This is a genomic window from Micromonospora sp. CA-240977, assembly GCF_050942285.1.
In the GTDB taxonomy this organism is placed as follows: Bacteria; Actinomycetota; Actinomycetes; order Mycobacteriales; family Micromonosporaceae; genus Micromonospora.
Window position 1 is genome coordinate 3,038,204 of sequence record NZ_CP192055.1, and the last position, 17,265, is coordinate 3,055,468.

14 protein-coding genes are annotated in these 17,265 nt (G+C 69.3%); 4 read left to right on the top strand and 10 right to left on the bottom strand.

Going from position 1 to position 17,265, the window contains the following annotated elements; genetic code table 11:
- Positions 1-75 precede the first annotated feature (75 nt).
- Positions 76-1,380 carry an ABC transporter substrate-binding protein gene (locus ACQPWW_RS13985; protein ID WP_433132745.1) on the bottom strand — a complete coding sequence of 435 codons (1,305 nt, stop codon included), beginning with the start codon at positions 1,378-1,380 and terminating at the stop codon, positions 76-78.
- Positions 1,377-3,419 carry a DUF2264 domain-containing protein gene (locus ACQPWW_RS13990; RefSeq protein WP_433132747.1) on the bottom strand — a complete coding sequence of 681 codons (2,043 nt, stop codon included), beginning with the start codon at positions 3,417-3,419 and terminating at the stop codon, positions 1,377-1,379. Before ACQPWW_RS13990 ends, ACQPWW_RS13985 begins: the two co-directional genes overlap by 4 nt.
- 412 nt (positions 3,420-3,831) lie before the next feature.
- Between ACQPWW_RS13990 and ACQPWW_RS13995 the strand changes: the two genes are divergently transcribed.
- The 4 genes from ACQPWW_RS13995 (at position 3,832) to ACQPWW_RS14010 (ending at position 7,733) form a co-directional block, all read left to right on the top strand.
- Positions 3,832-4,971, top strand: coding sequence for a substrate-binding domain-containing protein (locus tag ACQPWW_RS13995; protein ID WP_433132749.1), 1,140 nt, complete (start codon positions 3,832-3,834; stop codon positions 4,969-4,971).
- A gap of 391 nt (positions 4,972-5,362) precedes the next feature.
- A complete protein-coding gene (locus tag ACQPWW_RS14000) occupies positions 5,363-5,662 on the top strand; it encodes a hypothetical protein (RefSeq protein WP_433132751.1) in 300 nt (99 codons plus the stop codon).
- A gap of 72 nt (positions 5,663-5,734) precedes the next feature.
- Entirely contained in the window at positions 5,735-6,292 is a 558-nt protein-coding gene (locus tag ACQPWW_RS14005; protein WP_433132753.1) for a hypothetical protein, read from the top strand.
- A gap of 1 nt (position 6,293) precedes the next feature.
- Positions 6,294-7,733 carry a dihydrolipoyl dehydrogenase family protein gene (locus ACQPWW_RS14010; RefSeq protein ID WP_433132755.1) on the top strand — a complete coding sequence of 480 codons (1,440 nt, stop codon included), beginning with the start codon at positions 6,294-6,296 and terminating at the stop codon, positions 7,731-7,733.
- An 81-nt stretch (positions 7,734-7,814) separates the two neighbouring features.
- Here ACQPWW_RS14010 and ACQPWW_RS14015 read toward each other — a convergent pair whose 3' ends face one another.
- From ACQPWW_RS14015 to ACQPWW_RS14050, 8 genes are all read right to left on the bottom strand, one after another.
- Positions 7,815-8,423, bottom strand: a complete 609-nt coding sequence (locus ACQPWW_RS14015) for a TetR/AcrR family transcriptional regulator (RefSeq protein WP_433132757.1) — start codon at positions 8,421-8,423, stop codon at positions 7,815-7,817.
- 91 nt (positions 8,424-8,514) lie between these two features.
- Positions 8,515-9,600 carry a hypothetical protein gene (locus ACQPWW_RS14020; protein WP_433132759.1) on the bottom strand — a complete coding sequence of 362 codons (1,086 nt, stop codon included), beginning with the start codon at positions 9,598-9,600 and terminating at the stop codon, positions 8,515-8,517.
- A 124-nt stretch (positions 9,601-9,724) separates the two neighbouring features.
- A complete protein-coding gene (locus ACQPWW_RS14025; protein WP_433132761.1) occupies positions 9,725-10,600 on the bottom strand; it encodes an FkbM family methyltransferase in 876 nt (291 codons plus the stop codon).
- 49 nt (positions 10,601-10,649) lie between these two features.
- Complete coding sequence (locus tag ACQPWW_RS14030) at positions 10,650-11,792, bottom strand: glycosyltransferase (protein ID WP_433132763.1); 1,143 nt, start codon at positions 11,790-11,792, stop codon at positions 10,650-10,652.
- Positions 11,793-11,848: 56 nt separating this feature from the next.
- Positions 11,849-14,113: a glycosyltransferase gene (locus tag ACQPWW_RS14035; RefSeq protein ID WP_433132765.1), complete on the bottom strand. Its 2,265-nt coding sequence runs from the start codon at positions 14,111-14,113 to the stop codon at positions 11,849-11,851.
- Positions 14,103-14,858, bottom strand: coding sequence for a sulfotransferase family protein (locus ACQPWW_RS14040; protein ID WP_433132767.1), 756 nt, complete (start codon positions 14,856-14,858; stop codon positions 14,103-14,105). Before ACQPWW_RS14040 ends, ACQPWW_RS14035 begins: the two co-directional genes overlap by 11 nt.
- A gap of 39 nt (positions 14,859-14,897) precedes the next feature.
- Positions 14,898-15,782, bottom strand: coding sequence for a glycosyltransferase domain-containing protein (locus tag ACQPWW_RS14045; RefSeq protein ID WP_433132769.1), 885 nt, complete (start codon positions 15,780-15,782; stop codon positions 14,898-14,900).
- A gap of 16 nt (positions 15,783-15,798) precedes the next feature.
- The gene (locus ACQPWW_RS14050) at positions 15,799-16,362 is read right to left on the bottom strand and encodes a class I SAM-dependent methyltransferase (protein WP_433132771.1); all 564 of its coding nucleotides are present in this window, start codon (positions 16,360-16,362) and stop codon (positions 15,799-15,801) included.
- Between the last annotated feature and the right edge of the window lie 903 nt (positions 16,363-17,265).

A 17,265-nucleotide genomic window follows, 5' to 3' on the forward strand; every position in this document is an offset into this window, starting at 1 on the left:
AGGGAGTCTCCGGGAGCGTTCGGCCTGGTGGCGGGGACCGGCGTGCGGCTCAGGCGCGCCGGACCCGCCATCAGCTCACTGGTTGAGGACCTCGTTCTTGGCGCGGGTCTGCGCCTTGCTCAGCTCCGCGTCGACGCTCTTGCTGTCGGAGAGGATCGCCGAGTGCGTCTCGTTGAGGAGGTTTTGCAGGCCGGCGGTGTGCTTCGACACCGGGTTCTCCGGCTTGATGGTGTGCTTGGCGTAGGCGAGCTTCGACAGGTCGTCCTGCGGTACGCCGTCCAGCCCGAACAGCGTCGCGGTGACTGCGTCGGTGACCTGGGCTGGGGTGATGCCGATCCCGGCCAGCGCCTTGCCGGCGTCCGGACCGGCCGCGTACTGGAGGAAGGCCTTGGCCGCGGCGGTCTTGGACTTGCTGATCTTCGGGTTGATCCCCAGGCCGGTCGGGTCACCGAAGGTGACAGGCGTGGCGGAGGTGCCGGTGGTGGACTTGTCGAACTGCGGCGCCGGGGCGATCCCCCACTGGAACTTGTCGGCGTCACCGCTCTGTCGCTGGTTGAGCAGCGTGGCCACGTACCAGGTGCCCATCAGCAGCATCGCCGACTGCTGCTTGCCGAACTGCGCCTGGTAGGTGAGTTTGTTGGTCTTCGCGGTGCCGAAGGTCGGCTGCGCGCCGGCCGCCTGCAGGTCCAGTGACCGCTCGTAGTACGGCTTCAGGTAGCCGAAGTTCCCGGAGAGCAGGTCCGCGTTGGGGGTCTGCGCAAGCGCGAATCCCTGCACTGTCGACTGGAAGGTGTGCTGGTACGCGCCCGTCGCGTTCGAGCCGGCCCCCTTCAGCCCCGTCTGCAGCCGCTTCGCCGCGTCGGTGTAGTCGTCCCAGGTCCAACTGCCGTCCGGCGGGGCCACCTTCGCCTTCGCGAACAGGTCCTTGTTGTAGAACAACACCCACGAGTCCTGTCGGTACGGCACCGCGTACGCCTTGCCGTCCACCTGGTACGACGCGAGCGCCGGGCTCGAGCCGAGACCGGAGGTGGCGTCGGAGACGTCGAGCAGCTGACCACCGCTCTGGTACGTGTAGAAGTTCTTGAGGTTCTTCATGACGTAGACGTCCGGGGCGGTGCCGGCGGCCAGATCCGTGATCATCTGGGTGTCGTAGTCGTTGCCCGGGGCGTACTCCTTGAGCTCCACCGTCACGTTCGGGTGGGTCGCCTTGAAGCCGTCGGCGAGCGTCTTGAACTCGGGCGTGGACGACAGGGTCCAGCCGGCCAGGGTGATCGTCACAGGGGCGTTGGGGTCGACTGGCTCGTCTCCGCCGCCGCAACCGGCGAGAACAAGCGTCAGGGCCGTCGCGGCGCTGATGACGGCCGGTATCGCACGCTTCATCCCTTTCTCCTTAGGTCAAGGGGCCCGGATGGGCCCGCACTGCTACCAGGCACCCGGGCGGGCCCGGCATGCTCCGTATCCAGACGGGTCGACGTGCTGATCCCGTCAGGCCAGTCGACCGCCAGGTGGAGGCCGTCGGCGTTCTCGTCGGCCACGACCCGGCCTGCCTGCCCGGCTGCCGGGACCGCGGACAGCTCGATGAAGGCGGCGACCCAGTCGCCCGGCCGGACGGGGTGGTCCAGCCAGGGCACGACCAGCCCGCCGGCCAGCGGCCCGCCGTGCGGAACGGCGGTGGCACCGGCCGTTCCGTCCCCGCGAACGCTGTCGAGCCTGCTGGTCAGGCCGGCCCCGGTCACGGCCACCGTCCGGTCGCCGACGGTCGCCGTCGCGTCCCCGGCAATGGCCCAGCCGCCGATCCGCAGCCGCAGCGCAGCCGCCTCGACACCGTCGGCGAGGTCGTCAACGCGGGTCAGACGTAGCTCCCAGGGGCCACGGACCAGCGAGTACACAGTGAGGTGTCCGGCCGGTCGGGACCGGCCGAGGCGGCCACCGCCGTGATCGCGCTGACCCGGATCCGGGTCGACCCAGTGGACGAGCGCCCGTGATCCGGCCACCCCCACGCCGTCGGTGTCGACGTGCACTGTCAGCGGGCGCATGCCGGCGCGGTGGGTCACCCGACCCGCGTCGTCGACGAGAGTGACGGACTGGTCGAGCGGACTGCCCCAGCCGCTGTCGTCGAGGACGGGGCTGGTGGCGGTGGAGTAGCCCAACCGGGCGTAGAGCGGTGAATCTCCGATGGTGGCACCCTCGACGGCGTGGTCGGTGCCGTGGTTGACGACGCGGACGATGCCGTCGGCGCGGGTGCCGGAGACGAGCCAGCCTGGCGCGTGTATCGCCCGTACCGCGTCCCGCTCCTCGATCGGCAGCGGTTCCTCGGGCGTCGTCCAGATCGGATGGTCGGCCGGTAGCGCGATGCCGAGCAGGCCCTTGCTGGCCCAGTACGGCGAGCCCGGCCCGGAGTACGACTGGGCCAGTCGCGGCCACGGCCCGTGCCAGCCGAGGGTGAGCAGACCGCGGTCGTCCACTGCGCCGTTGGCGAGGAAGTGGCGCACGATGCGGGTGGCCGCGCCGCGCAACTGGCCGAGGCTGACCGAGGACACGCCGGCGACGGCCCCGACCCAGAAGGGCGCCGCCGCCGCGAAGCGGTAGATCAGGCTTCGTCCCTGGATCAACGGTGACCCGTCGGCTCCCACCAGCGCGACCGCGTCGCTCAGGAAGCGGTCGAGGCCGGCCAGGTCCCGTGCGCGGCGCTGCTCGGCCAGGTCCGCGGCACCGGCCATTCGGGACCACAGCGTCGGGTACAGGTGCAGGGCCCAGCCCACGTAGTGGTCGTAGGCGCGGTGCGGCCCGTCGGACATCCAGCCGTCCGCGCGGGCGAAGCTGTCGTGTGTGCGCAGGTCCTCGGCCATCTCGTCGAGCGAGTGCGGCCCGCCCACCGAACGCAGGAACGTCTGGACGACAAGCCGGAACCAGACCCAGTTGATCCGCGGGTAGGTGTCGTCGCCGACCGCCGGGCGCAGGTAGTCCACCACCCGCTCTCGCACCGGGGACGGCAACTGGTCCCAGATCCACGGGCGGGTCAGGTCCAGGACCAGCGCGATGGAGGCGGCCTCCACCTTGGCCTGGGGGTGCTCGTCCAACCGCACCCAGCGGTCCGGAGAGCTCGGGTCGGTGCCGGCGGCGATGCCCGCCGTGTACCGGTCCACGAGTTCGTCCACGCCCACTCCCTGGGCGCCCGCGATGCGGAAACCGGCAAGCAGGAAGGTCCGGGCGAAGCCCTCCAGGCCGTCGATGGCCCGCCCGTAACCGCCCTCGGTGCCGGGAAAGGTGACGAGGGCGTGCCCGGGCGACGCGAACGGCCGGGCGGCGGCGAGCATCCGGTCGGCGAGGGCCAACCAGTCATTCCGGTGCCAGGTCGCGGCGGCGGTGGCATCCGAGTCCGTCCCCGGTGCCGGCCAGCCGGTCGTCCCGAACGTCATCCGAGGTCCTGTCGCATCGAGCCGTCTCCGTGGAATGTGGCGAGCGGGGCGTGGCCCAGGAATGTGACGCACAGACATCCACAGGGTTTCCGAAGTAAAACGCTCACAACGGAGCAAGTCAATGCTCTCTCCAAACCGATGTGGACACATCCGATCAAGACAGAGCACATTGCAGGTCTGACGCGCTAAGTGCTCTGATACGATCACAATCGATCACAGCCGCTCTATCGGTCCGAGGAGCCATGACCGTCGCAGACCGCTTCGCAGCCCCGCTGGCTGCGGCGTGGCGCGGTCACCGACCGGGGAGGCCGGCCGGTCCGGCTCGCGATCGGCGTCACCGTCGGCCCGGCCGGCGAGTTCGTCCACACCAGGCAAGAGCTTTCGCCGCACGAAGCGTTCCCGGAGGTCCGCCATGACCAAGGACAGTCCTGTCGTCGCCGTGGCGGAGGGCTCCCGAGGGCCGCTTCAGGTCGCCCGCCGCCAGCAACTGTTGGCAGCCCTGCAACGTGACGGCTCGATGCGGATCTCCGACCTGTCCCACGTGCTGGGCGCCGCGCCGGTCACCATCCGACGCGACATCGCGGAGTTGGCCGCCGAGGGGTTGGTTCGCCGCGTCCACGGTGGCGTCGCCCTGATCCTGCCGGACGACGCCCCAGCCGCGGACGAGGCGCCGGCCGCCGGCCCGGATCCGCTGGTCGGGCGCGCCCTCGGCATGCTCGTGCCCTCGTTGGACTACTACTGGCCGGACGTGGCTCGCGGCGTCGAGGCAGCCGCCCGCGAACTCGACATGCGAGTGGTCCTGCGCGGCTCCTCCTACGACACCGAGGACGACCAACCGCAACTGGCCCGCCTGGTGGGGCGGATGGGCGTCGACGCGCTCATCATCGCGCCGAGCATGGACGCGCCGAGCGCCGAGCGCACCATCGAGTGGCTCGACCAGATCGGCGTGCCGGTAGTGCTGCTGGAACGCACCGCCACCGTGGGCAGCCACCACGCCGTCATGGAGTCGGTGGTCACCGACCACGCCCTCGGCGCGGCAATGGCGGTACGCCACCTCACCTCGCTCGGACACCGCAAGGTCGGCCTGGTGCTCGACGCCAACAGCCCCACCAGCCAGCACGTGCGGCGCGGCTGGCTGGACGCGACGACCGAGTGCGGCCTCGACCCGGCCGCGACGGTGGTGGCCGTGGCGCCCGACGCACGGTCACCGGAGCGGGACACCGTCCTCAACGACGTCCTCGACCGGTGCCGGGCGACCGGGACGACGGCGCTGCTGGTGCACGCCGACGCCGAGGCCATCGCGCTGGTGCAGCACTGCGAGGAGCGGCACCTCTCCGTTCCGGGCGATCTCTCCATCGTGGCGTACGACGATGAGGTCGCCGGGCTCTTCAGCCCGCCGCTGACCGCGGTCCGACCGCCGCGACGCTCGATCGGACGGGCCGCCGTGCGTCTCGTCGCCGACCGGCTCGTCGACCCCGACCGCCCCACCCACCGGATCGTCATCAGCCCGTCGCTGCGGATCCGGGAGTCGACGGCGCCGCCCCCGGCGTAGATGGCCTTCCACCTGCTGTTCACCCCGGCATCGGTGCTCGTTGGACCCGCGATCTCCGGACACGTCCGGAGATCGCGACTCCGCGGCGTGACGCGCGGTCGCGCGTAGGTTCCGCGCAGCGCTCGTCGTACACCTCGACCGACACCTGCTGGGCCGCGCTGCGGCCGGCCGCCCCGGAACCGGACGGCCCGACACGGACCGCGCGCCGATGCCGCTTTCGGCCCTTCTTGTGCGCGTGGTGGCGCACGTCACCGCAGCCCACGCCGTCGCCTAGTGATGGATAGAACGGTCGGTCTTGACGGCGGGGGCCAGGGTCGGTACGGTTCCCATAGGCAGAACGTTCGTTCCACCTGTCGCTGACCGGGGGACGGCGGTGACTGAAGGAGAGCGCATGCCCACCAAGATCACCTTGATCATCGGCAATCCCGCCAACCCGGACGAGTTCGAGAGGATCTACGCCGACGTACGCCGGGCCGCCGAGACGTTCCCCAAGCTTCAGCGGGCCGAGTCGGCCAAGGTGTGGCCGAAGGAGGACGGCACCCCCACTCCCGCATATCGCACCCTCGACCTGTACTTCGCCAGCTACGAGGACGCCGCTGCCGCGGTCGCGACACCCGCTGCCGGCGCCGTCTTCGGTGGGCTCCAGGGCGCCCAGGTGGAGATCACCGGGCTGTTCACCAACATCGAGTAGCACCGCCGTCCCGTCCCGGCGTGACCCGCACCCCCCGCTGGGCGTCCGTTCGCTTTCACCGAAAGGTTGACCATGACCACCGTTGCCGTTCCCGGCATCTCCACGACGGCCGCTGCCCTACGGCGGCTCTACTTCGGTCGCTTCGCCTTCGCGATCGTCTGGGCTGCCGTGACGTTCCCCCTCGCCAAGCACCTCAACCCCCTCACCGCCACGCTGCTCGTGATCTACCCGCTGGTCGACGTGGCCGCCGCCATCGTCGATGTCCGCGCGTCGCGGGCCACCGGATCACCCACCCTGCTGTACGCGAACATCGCGATCAGCCTGCTCGCCGCGGTCGGACTGGGCATCGCCGGCGCGTCCGGCATCCCGGCGGTCCTGCGCGTCTGGGGCGCCTGGGCGGTCGTGGCCGGGCTGATTCAGCTGATCGTCGGCGTCACCCGCCGCCGGATGGGTGGCCAGTGGCCGATGATCATCAGCGGTGGCATCTCCGTCCTCGCCGGTGGGTCGTTCATCGCGGCGGCCTCCGCGGACAACCCGGCGCTGACCAACGCGATCGGCTACGCCATCCCCGGCGCTATCTTCTTCCTCATCGCGGCCATCCGCCTCGGCCGCACCGCAAAGGGGAACTGACGTGGAGAACGGCACCTACGACGTCGTTGTCATCGGCGCGGGGCCGGTGGGGGAGAACGTCGCCGACCGCGTCGTGCAGGGCGGCCTGACCGCCGCGATCGTCGAGCGGGAACTGGTGGGTGGTGAATGCTCGTACTGGGCCTGCATGCCGACCAAGGCGTTGCTGCGCAGCCAGACCGCGCTCCGGGCGGCGCGTCAGCTACCCGGCGCGCGCGAGGCGGTGACCGGCGAGCTGGACGCGGCGGCAGTGCTGCGCCGCCGGGACGCTCTCGCCTCGCACTGGCAGGACGACGGACAGGTGTCCTGGCTGAACACGGCGGGCATCGCGCTGTATCGAGGTCAGGGACGGATCAGCGCCGACCGGATCATCGAGGTGACCGGCGCGGACGGCGCAACCACCTCGCTGACCGCCCGACACGCTGTCGTCATCGCGACCGGAAGCAGCGCCCTGCTGCCGGACATCGACGGTCTGCGTGAGGCGGCACCGTGGACCAGCCGTGCGGCAGCCGCAGCGAGCGAGGTGCCCCGCCGGCTCGCCATCATCGGCGGTGGTGTGGTCGCCGCGGAGATGGCGACCGCGTACGCGGGCCTCGGATCGGCGGTGACGGTGCTCGTGCGGAACGGAGTGCTCCCGCAGGCGGAGCCGTTCGCCGGCGAGCGGGTCACGCAGTCCCTGCGGGACGCTGGCGTGTCGGTCCGTCTCGGTACCGAGGCCAGGTCGGTGAGCCGTGACGGCGACGGCACTGTGCACGTCACGCTCACCGACGGCGAGCAGATCGACGCCGACGAGCTCCTCGTCGCGATCGGCCGCACGCCGAACACGCACGACGTCGGCCTCGACCGGATCGGCCTGCGGCCGGGCGCCTGGCTCACTGTCGACGACACCCTGCGGGTGGTCGACGATGCCGGGGCGTTGGTCGACGACGGATGGCTGTACGCGGCCGGAGACGTCAACCGGCGTGTGCTGCTGACCCACCAGGGCAAGTACCAGGCGCGCGCGGTGGGCGACGTCATCGTGGCGCGGGCCAGGGGCGAATCAGTGGACGACCGCCCGTGGGGTCGGCACGTCGCCACCGCCGACGCGCGCGCCGTGCCGCAGGTCGTCTTCACCGACCCGGAGGTTGCGTCGGTGGGGCTGACCGCGGCCGCCGGCGAGGCCGCCGGGCTGCGGATCCGGGTCGTCGACTACGACCTGGCCGCCGTCGCGGGGGCCGCGCTGCACGCGGACGGCTACCAGGGACACGCCCGGATGGTCGTGGACGAGGACCGGCGGGTGATCGTCGGCTTGACCCTCGTCGGTCCGGACGTCGCGGAACTGATCCATGCCGCGACGATCGCCATCGTCGGCGAGGTTCCACTGGATCGGCTGTGGCACGCCGTGCCCGCGTACCCGACGGTCAGCGAGGTCTGGCTGCGCCTGCTGGAGGCGTACGGCCGCTGATCCGAGCCGAGCGACCAGCTGTGCGAGACCCGCGCAGCTGGTCGCTGGTGCCGTGGTGGCTGGAGGGCGGTCGCCCAGGGGTCAACGGGCCGACTCTGCCGACTGCCGCTCCGAGTTGATCCGGAGGAGGCCTTCGACACCGCGCAGGAAGGTCTCGGACACCAGCGTGGGGTCGGACAGGCACCCGGCGGCCATGGCGCCGTCCCGGAGCATGACGAAGTGGCGCGCCGCGGGATCCGCCGTTCCTTCGTGGACCTGCGCCATGAGCGTGGTGACGGTGTCCAGGAACCATTTCCGGTGAGCCGTGAGCTCCTGGTGCACGGGATGGTTCGTGTCGGGATACTCCGCCGCGGCGTTCAGGAACGCGCACCCACGGAACCCGGGGGACTCGATGTTCTGGGCGATGGAACCGGCGATGGCCAGGAGGGGATCGATCGGCTGTCGGTTGGCGGCGATAGCCTGGTCGACCATGCCGCGCTCCAGCTGATGCACCTCGCGCAGGTAGGCCAGGATGAGATCGTCCTTGCTGGGGAAGTGCCGGTAGAAGGTGGCCCGGGTCACCTTCGCCTCGGCGATGATCCGGTCGACGCCCACGGAGTGAATGCCCTCGGCGTAGAAGATCCTGGTCGCCGTGCGGAGAAGCCGGAGTCGTGCCTCGGAGGGCCGGGCCTCGGGTTCGTCGCGCGTCATCCTCCCAGCTTAGCGAATAGAACGTTCGGTCTGCACTGCTGCCGCGCCCGGCGGCGACCGGGGTACGGCCGCCGCCGGGTGCGGTCCGGCGTCAGAGCCGGGAGGTGAAGGTGGCCAGGAAGCGGTGGGGGGTGACAACGCCGGCGTTGTCGAAGCAGATCACGTCGACGTCGGCGTTCGTGGTGTACGACCAGGACTGGGTGAGGTGGCAGTAGTTGCTGCCGGCGCCCTGCGCCACCACCTGGGCGTGCGTCTCCTTGAGGCCGACCTGCGGGAAGGTCGCCAGGTAGCGACCGGCGGGCGCCAGCGGCGCCACCGTGTTCGCGCCGACACCGAGTACCGAATTGTCGTTGGTCGGGCCGCCGACGGCGGTACCGAGGTAGCCGAAGTACGACGGCGGGGCGAGGGAGCCGATCACCGGCCGCCGACGGTGGTAGGACAGGGCGAAGTCGGTGTTGATGAACGCGCCGGCCTGGTCGTAGCAGAAGACGTACACCTGGACGTCACTGCCGACCGCGCCCCAGGAGTAGACTTTGCACCGGCGGGGACCGGCGTTCGGCTGCACGGCGGTGACCTGCACGTTGCCGGCGAGCACCCCGGCCAGCCCCACCCCGGGCAGCCGCACCAGGTACTGCCCGACGCCCAGCGGCCCGACCGTGTTCACCACGCCCGTGGAGTTGTACGACTGCGCTACCACGCCACTGCTCCACTGCACGTACGCGTGGGAGGTGCCGGCCGGCAGTACGCCCGAGCTTGTCGTCCAGAGCACTGTGAACGGAGTGTCCTCGCGCGTGCCGCCCGGCTTGTGGCACTGCACGTCGACGATCTCGTCGGCGCCGGACTGGAACCAGCGAACCACCTCGCAGTAGTGCCCGGTCCGGTTCACCGGGGTCACGTGCGGCACGCCCCGTGAGCTGGCACCCACCTGGGGGAAGCGGACCTGGAACCGGCCGGGTGCGAGCTTGACGCCGTCGGCCCAGGCGGCCGGGAACGCGGTCTTCCAGCTACCCCACTGTCGGCTGGTGTCCAGCACGGTCCAGACCGGCACGGTGGGGTCTTTGACATAGGCGAACCCCCAGCGGTCGGCGGTGGCCGCAGCGGCCGGTGCCGGTGGCGCGAGTGCGCCGGCGGCCAGGACGGCGGCCAGTGCTGCGGTGACGAACGATCGGAGACGCATCTGTTCCTCCATTCGACGGGACCATGGCGAGGAGGAGTGTGCAGGTAGTGATGCCATGGTCACAGTCGGCAACCCCGTGCATCGGTGTCGGGTGTCCGCCACTCGCACCGGGCCGGATGGCGCGCTAGCCAACCAGCCGGTCGACGTAGCACTGGATGTCGGCGTCGGTGACGACCCCACGGGCGGCGAGGATGTCGAGGCACCGGATGACCAGTTCGAAGGAGGCGAAGACCGCGTCGGCGAAGATCGCCAGGTTCTTCACCTGCTCGGTGGTCATCTGCGGCGAGACCGGATTCCTGATGTAGACGGCATCGCCGTCGACGGCCTGGTTCACTGTCATCGCCTTCGGCAGCTTGCCGAAGCGGGAGTGGTTGATGAGGGTCGACTTGATGAACAGGAACTTGTGGAGCATGAACCCCTGTGAGCGCAGGTAGCTGTCCAGCCCGCAGAGGTTCGGTTCGTTCTCGTACAGCTGCAGGAACCGGACTTCGGGGATGATCGCCACCGCGCCCGCGAGCCGCTTCTCCGCGCCCCGCATCGCCTCGACCTCGCTGCCCTGGCAGTCGATCTTGAGTAGGTCGATGTCGACCATCCCGGGCAGGTCGTCGATCCGATGGGTCTGCATGTCGATCGTCTTCACCAGCGTGGTCTCGTCACGCCAGCGGTCGAGGAAGTCGATCGACGGCGTGTGGATCGGGAGCATGCTGCTGAACGCGCCGTTCCGGTAGACGTGCAGGGTCGCCGGGCCACCCAGGCCGACGGCGTGCGGCAGGTAGTGCTCGTTGTCCCGCTTCGTCCTCAGCAGCGCCTCGTACGCGTCCTCCTGCGGCTCGAAGCCCCACACCTCGCACAGGCCCTGCTCGGCGAGGGTCTCGTACGGGGGCCGGTCCAGGGGGTTGGCGAGCGGGTTGGCGCCGACGTCCAGGATTCGGGGCAACCGCTTGGGCCGTACGAGCTCGACGAGTGCCGCCGATCGTTGTGGGTCGATGTTGTCGGGCATGGGTGGGCCACCTCCAAGCGAGCGCGAATTCCGTGGGTGCCGCGCGTTGTCACAGCTCATCTGTCCGAAACTCCGCCGCCAACGCGCTGGCCACCTCCGCGGGGGAGGGCATGGCGGCGATCTGCCCCGCCAACCTGCTGGCGTTGTTCCGGTAGGTGGGTGTGCCGAGCACCGCGTCCACGGCCCGGGACACTGCCTCCGGTGTGAAGTCCTCCGGCCGGAGGTGGACGGCGGCTCCCGCGTTCGCTGCCCGGTCGGCGTGCATCGACTGGTCCGCACCCTGGGGCACGACCACCATGGGCAGTCCGGCGGCCAGCACGCCGAGCACGGTGCCGGCGCCGCCGTGGCACACCACCAGATCGATGTCGGCCAGCAGGTCGTGCAGCGGCACGAACGGCTCGAAGGTGACCCCCTCGTGGCCGACGTCGAAGTCGTCGGCAGCGGCGGTGAGCCCCAACGGCACCCGGAGCGCCGCGCCGGTGGCGGCGAGTGCCCGCAGGATGGGGTTGAGCCGCTCGGGATCGGTGAAGAGGGTTCCGAAGGTCACCAGGATCCGAGGCTGCCCCACAGGCGTTCGGAGCGCGGGGGTGCGGTGGCCACGTGGAGCGCGGTGCGCCTGCGGGCGCACCGGCCGCCATCGCTCGGGGGCCTGCCAGTCGTCGCGTTGCATGCCCGGGGGGCAGACGTCCAGCACCCAGCGGGCCTGCCGAGGCGTCAGACCGCGGCTCTGGTACTGCCCGGATATCCGCTGCCTCAACTTCTGCTGGAACTCCGGCGACCCCTCCGGTCCGACAGTCAGCGTGGCGCAGGGCACGTCCAGGATGGCGGCGACCAGCGGCGCGAGAACGTCCGTCGGATCGGCGACGACCAGATCTGGCTGCCAGGCCCGGGCGGCGGCCACGGTGGGCGCCACGGACAGGTCGATCCGGGCGTTGCCGAACGCCTCCAACTGCGCGCCGAGGCTCGCCCCCGCCGTGACATCCTCACCCGTACGGCGGAGGACCTCCGCCCGGAGGGCGTTCGGGTCCGCGCCCGCGGGCACCATCTCGAACTCCTCGGCGGCGAAGAACCTCGTGACCGACTCCGGCGCCAGGAGGGACACCGCGTGCCCCTGGTCGTGGAAGGCCCTGGCCGTCGGCAGTTGATGCAGGAGATGACCGAGCAGTGGCACCCCGGTGAAGATGACCCTCATGAATCGACGCCCTCGAGTCCTGTGTGTCGACGTCGGCGTGTGATCAGCCGTCCTGGTCAGACGAACGCGTGTTCCACTGCCGAGCCGAACGACACGATCCTGGTCTGGGAGAGCAGGTCGAGGTCCGCCGGCCGGTAAGTGTGTCGAGATGTGTCGGTGTGCCGGACGTACACGTAGTTGAAGCGATCAGTCGCGTAGGTGGCGAACCCCTGTTGGGCGCAGTCGATGATGAACCGGATGTCCTCACCTCTCGTCTGGTCGGCGAACTTGACCACATCGCAGAGCTCCCGGCGCATCAGGAGCGTCCCGCCGCACAGGGGAGTGCCGTAGACATGCTCGGTTCCCGGGAAGATCACACCGAGCGCGGGGAGCCTTTCGAGGAAGATGAAGCGGGTCCACTTGCCGACGATGTCCGCCTCGGTGTAGTCGAAGGCGCGCATCTGGTCTTCCAGGTAGTTCGGGCCGTAGAGGTCGTCGTCGTCGATGCGGGCGACGTACGTCCCGGAGGCTGCCGCGATCAGCTCATTGCACACGGATCCCAGTGACAGGTCCGCCGACAGGCGCACCACAGTGAGGTTGTCGATCGACTGGGCGGCCGCGGCGTCCCGGATGCGAGACTCCGGTTCGTCGACGCCGTGCAGGCCAAGGATCAGCTCCACATTCTCGTAGGTCTGTCGACGAACGTTGTTGAAGATGCTCTCGTATCCGCCGAGTCGATGGGTCGGCGCCACGATGGAGACCAGGGGCCGCTGTCGCGGGCTCGTGCCGAAGCCCACCGTCGCGAGAAGATCGTCGACGCGGTCCGCGTAGCTGTGCTCCCGCATGACACACCGGACGCCCTGCACCGCCTTGCGGTCCCGCAGCTCGGTGCTTGTCAGAAGGGCCTTGATCAGCATTCGCGACGATGACGTGTCCGAGCTGACCTCCACCACGCCGGGGTCCAGGGCCTTCGTCGGTGACGGGCCACTGATCACCGGAGCGCCGCAGGCCAGTGCCTCCAAAAGCTCGGGCGAGAGCGTCGCCGCCGAGTCCGGCACCGGGTTCACCTGGTGGAAGACCCGGTAGCGCCGGTACGCGCTCAACAGTTGGCCGTACGTCAGGCGGACGACGTCGTCCGCGGGGCCGGGACGCGGCCCGGACTCGTCGAGCAGGAGGACGTGGAGCCCGAGATCGGCGGGGGCGCTCAGGACAGTGTCGGTCTGCTGCGCCTGCGCGTCGCGGCCGACACCGTGGCGTGGTGCGACGTACGCGACATCCCCGACGCTGTGCGAGAAGGCCCCCACCGGGTTGTGGATCCGCGGTTGGATCGCGAACGGCAGGACGCCGACCCGGTCGTGCCCGAGGTCCGCCCGGTAACGGTCGACACAGCCCGTGTCCACTGTGAACACCCAGTCGAAGTGACGGGCAGCCTGCCGGAACAACTCGTATCCCCGGGGGTCGTCGTTGTTCCAGAAGAGGGTGGGAACGGCCTGCTCGCGGCAGTGGTCCAGCACCTCCAGGACCCATCGACGCAGCCCGCCGTCGGCGGTGAAGGGCCCACCCGCGCCATCTGCCGGGCAGCTGGACTCCAGTAGGAGAAGTCGCGGCGGACACTGCCGGAAGACCGTACGCCACGAGTGCTGCCGTACCGGTTCCAGATCGAACTCGTACCTCAGGGCGGACCGTGACCGCTCGCCGAGGATGGCCGCGACGCGCAGGTCGGGCCGCCGCGGTGGCGTGTCCGGAAGGCTCGCCGACTCGAATCGGACCGGGTGCGCCTGTCCGCTGTCACCCCCGGCCACGTCGATCCGCCACGGCCGGCTGGCCGGCGACGAGCCGTCGTCGGCGGGAGGTGCCGAGCCGTGCGGGTCGTGCGGGTCTGCCCAGTCGATGTCCCGGTCGCGCAGCACGCGCACGAGCGCGGCTGCGGCGTCCGCTGCCGAATCGGCGTTCCCGCTGGTGTTGTCGCCGGGTCGCCGTGCGGTGTCGTTGCGGGTGTGGATGACGAGGAGACCGTCGTCCGAGGCGATGGACTGCACGTCGAATGCCCGCAGAGCCGTTGCGATCAGGTCTGGAAAGGGCATCTTCAGGCCGTCGACGTCCTCGTCGTCGCGCACCACGAACTCGACCTCGCCGCCGCCGACCACCACGCGACCCAGCTCGTCGAACAGGCGGTGCAGCCGCGAGGCCTGGAGGATGTCCAGCCCGACGACGGCCCGATCGAAGCTGTCCGCCGGGAACGGCAGCACGTCCGGTGTCACCCGAGCCGGCCAGAGGGCGGACGGTGGAGGAAGCGTGGAGAGGTCGAGCGTGCGGTTGGACGGCGACGGCTCAGCGACCATCTCGCGCCTCCGCCGCGTAACCCCAGCGAGCGCATCGGTCCGCGAGGTAGTCGGGAACGGGACCCGAGGTCGGTGGCTCCGACCGGGGCTGCACCTGACCCGAGCGGATGGCGTCGCCGAAATCGCCGATCCCCGGCTCGAACGGGCCGTGGTCCGCCTGGCCGTACTCCAGCATCGCCGGTTCCCAGTCGACCTCGAGGTAGGCGCAGACGGCCTTCGTCGACTCGACCGGCTCGGCCACCAGGTCCTCGTAGCGGACCGTGAGGCCCGGCAGCTCACGCCGAGCGTCCTCAACCCCGTCGATCATGCTCAGCACGATCGGAACGACAGTCGACTCCGGATCGGGTCCGACCAGGAGCGCCGACCTCACGATGTGCGCCGGGTTGCGCAGCAGGAAGATGTAGCGGGCACTCGGCCAGCACTCGCTGAGCCTGCGCCAGGACAGGGAGTTGCCCGGCGTCTTCTCGACTATCACCTGCTTCTTGCTGGCTTCGAGCAGGCGATGGAGGATCCGGTCCCACAGGAGGAAGTCGAGCTCGTGGTCGGGGAATCCCGCGGTTCGTAGTGCCAGTTCGGTGTACCACGTCGCGGTGTCGACTCGCGCGTTCGGCAGGTGGAGCTCATGGGGGGCGCAGATCTGTGAGTGGGTGTTGAGAATGCAGCGCAGCAAGGTCGATCCGGACCGGATGGCCGACAGGATGAAGGCCGGCTTCTCGACGAGCCGAGCTCCCTGGTCAGCGTGCACACGTGCCTCCGTCTGTTGTTCACCTGAGTTTCCGCGTCCTCAGTTGTCAACCAACTGGTCCACCGCGATGACCGTGGCTGTCCGTGCGTCCGCTGCGATGGGTTCGGTGACCTCACGAAGCCAGTCGGGCAGCTTGCCCTCGTCGAGGAGATCCAGCGCGGCGGCCTTGCCCATGGGATTGGAGAAATGGATGTGGGCGGCCTGGCTGGGAGATGTCAGCAGCTGTTCGAGACGCGCACGCTCCTGCCGGTAACTGGCCGACTTCCGATCCTGTGTGTAGAACTCGTAGTGACCGAGCAGGATCTGTAGATCCCACACGTCCGGCACGGGTGGACCGAGGTTCTCGAAAAGCGCTGCGGTGTGGTCGAGTGCTACGGTGCCGCCCTCGAGCAGCTGGACGAGTGTCCAGTAGTACTGGTCGCTGAAGGCGTACCGGTCGTTGGTGTCGTAGCCGAACTCCCGCAACTTCCGGAGGAGCTCGAACCTGTCGTTCGGCGGCTGCGGGTATTTGGTGAGCAGGTCGAGCAGAACGTCGGCCGGACCGATGTAGCCACCGCTGTTGAGAAACGGGTACGGATGGGTGGGAGGAGTGTCCAGGATGGCGAAACCGAGGGCGCCCAGTGGCCAGCTGCCGACCTCGGCGCTGAACACCACCGGCTGCGCGAACGTCTGGTAGAGCTCCGTGATGTGCTGCTCTCCCCGGACGAACAACGTGTCGTACGCGTCGGTGAACACGATGAGCTCGTCGGCCTCGGCGTGCTGCGCGAGATAGCCCGTGATGATGGACCGCTTGTCGCTGTGCCGGAAGCCGTCCCTGGTGGAGTGGAGAATGACCAGGTCGAGCCCGAGAGTGCTGCAGGAGGGAATCAGGAGGCGTTGGAGGAATGGCTGTTCGAGGTCGGAGGCTATGGTGACAATCTTCATTTACGTCCCTCGTGGTTCAGACCGTGAATGACGGCCGTGAGCGGCCGATTCCAATTCCTCCGGCCAGGATCTGTCGTTCGAAGGTGATGTTTAGATCCTGCTCCCAGCGTTTCATGATCTCCTGCTCGCCGGGCCGGTCGATGTCGTCGAGGATGATGGTGTGGTCGTCCGCGAGCAGCGGCGCGAAGAACGGGACGGCGGGATACCGCGAGTGCTGCCGGGCGGCGTCGCTCGCGGGCGGGCCGTCGATGACGAGCAGGTCGATCGGTTGGCCCGCGAGCCTGCGTCGAATGGCATCCGTTTCGTACCAGGCGTTCTGCTCGTCGGGCCACGGGGATTCCATCGGCGCCAGTGGCGCGCGCACGACAGTCACCACGTCGTCCAGCGACTCGTCGGCGAGCTGTCGCTCGACGGTCGCCGCCCACCGGTCGTCGTGCTCCACGGTCCAGAGCTGTCCTCCGTGCTGCCGCAGCAGGCGTCCCAGATAGATGGAGGAGATGCCACTGCCGAGCTCCACGATGTGACGCCGCCGGTTGATGATGATCTCGTTGAGCACGGCGACGACGCCGCTGGGACGCATTGCCGCAACGGTCCAGGGTAGGTAGCTCGCGGACAGTGGGGCCAAGACCTGCAGCGCTAGCAGATCCTGCCAGATTTGATCATTCATGAGACTCCCGGCCGAGGTAGGGATCGCGCCACCTGGAGATCGCCCCGACGCGGACCGGGGCCGAAACGCATTGACTGTCAGCAATGGCAGACAGTGTGCCATTGCTTCATCGATCGCGGTAGTATATGTAGCCGGCGAGCTGCGTTGGCGGCTGACGAGTGTTGCCCCCACGATTTTGTCGCGGTGTGGCTTTGTCCGGTTCCACAGGGGATTAGCCGGTGTTGCGGACTGGCTCGTGAGTGCGCGGAGCGGGTGTCGTCATCCTCCCCGATCACCCCGGCAATTGGCCAGCTTGTGGATCTCTCTTTTTGCGAGTCGAACGGGCCGCCGATCCGCGGGCGACGGTGTCGTCGCTGGCAGGGCGGCCGGAATGGGTGCCGGATCCCGCGTGATTCCAACACCCGCACATCGCCACCGCCACAGTTGGTGTGGTCGTAAATGGTCTGCCGCACGTGCGGATGTCACGTTCCGGGAAGACGTGTGCCAGATCGGGACCCGGCAACGCACTGTGCGCGACGGCGACCTTCCGTGACCTATCGGTCAACTCGATGCGTTGATTGACGCGTCATCATCGTCCGCACCTGCTGCGGCCGCCGAGGTCGCGGCGCGTTCGCCGGCTGTTCATCGAATACGTTACCAAGTCGGACAAACGCTAACCGTGGCGTTGTCAAGGAGGGTTTTCCCTGTCTTGACCGGCTCGCGGGACCGTGGTTAAAGTATCCACGCCCATCGCTATCTGGGACGGGTGGTCGGCGGATTGGAAGCAGTTCTGTCGAGGGTTCTCACGAACCTGGTCTTCTGGTCGCCTCGTTTCTC

Coding starts and splice junctions, on each gene's coding strand:
- ACQPWW_RS13985 (WP_433132745.1), bottom strand. CDS start 1,380: ATGAAGCGTGCGATACCGGCCGTCATCAGCGCCGCGACGGCCCTGACG.
- ACQPWW_RS13990 (WP_433132747.1), bottom strand. CDS start 3,419: ATGACGTTCGGGACGACCGGCTGGCCGGCACCGGGGACGGACTCGGAT.
- ACQPWW_RS13995 (WP_433132749.1), top strand. CDS start 3,832: ATGACCAAGGACAGTCCTGTCGTCGCCGTGGCGGAGGGCTCCCGAGGG.
- ACQPWW_RS14000 (WP_433132751.1), top strand. CDS start 5,363: ATGCCCACCAAGATCACCTTGATCATCGGCAATCCCGCCAACCCGGAC.
- ACQPWW_RS14005 (WP_433132753.1), top strand. CDS start 5,735: ATGACCACCGTTGCCGTTCCCGGCATCTCCACGACGGCCGCTGCCCTA.
- ACQPWW_RS14015 (WP_433132757.1), bottom strand. CDS start 8,423: ATGACGCGCGACGAACCCGAGGCCCGGCCCTCCGAGGCACGACTCCGG.
- ACQPWW_RS14020 (WP_433132759.1), bottom strand. CDS start 9,600: ATGCGTCTCCGATCGTTCGTCACCGCAGCACTGGCCGCCGTCCTGGCC.
- ACQPWW_RS14025 (WP_433132761.1), bottom strand. CDS start 10,600: ATGCCCGACAACATCGACCCACAACGATCGGCGGCACTCGTCGAGCTC.
- ACQPWW_RS14030 (WP_433132763.1), bottom strand. CDS start 11,792: ATGAGGGTCATCTTCACCGGGGTGCCACTGCTCGGTCATCTCCTGCAT.
- ACQPWW_RS14035 (WP_433132765.1), bottom strand. CDS start 14,113: ATGGTCGCTGAGCCGTCGCCGTCCAACCGCACGCTCGACCTCTCCACG.
- ACQPWW_RS14045 (WP_433132769.1), bottom strand. CDS start 15,782: ATGAAGATTGTCACCATAGCCTCCGACCTCGAACAGCCATTCCTCCAA.
- ACQPWW_RS14050 (WP_433132771.1), bottom strand. CDS start 16,362: ATGCGTCCCAGCGGCGTCGTCGCCGTGCTCAACGAGATCATCATCAAC.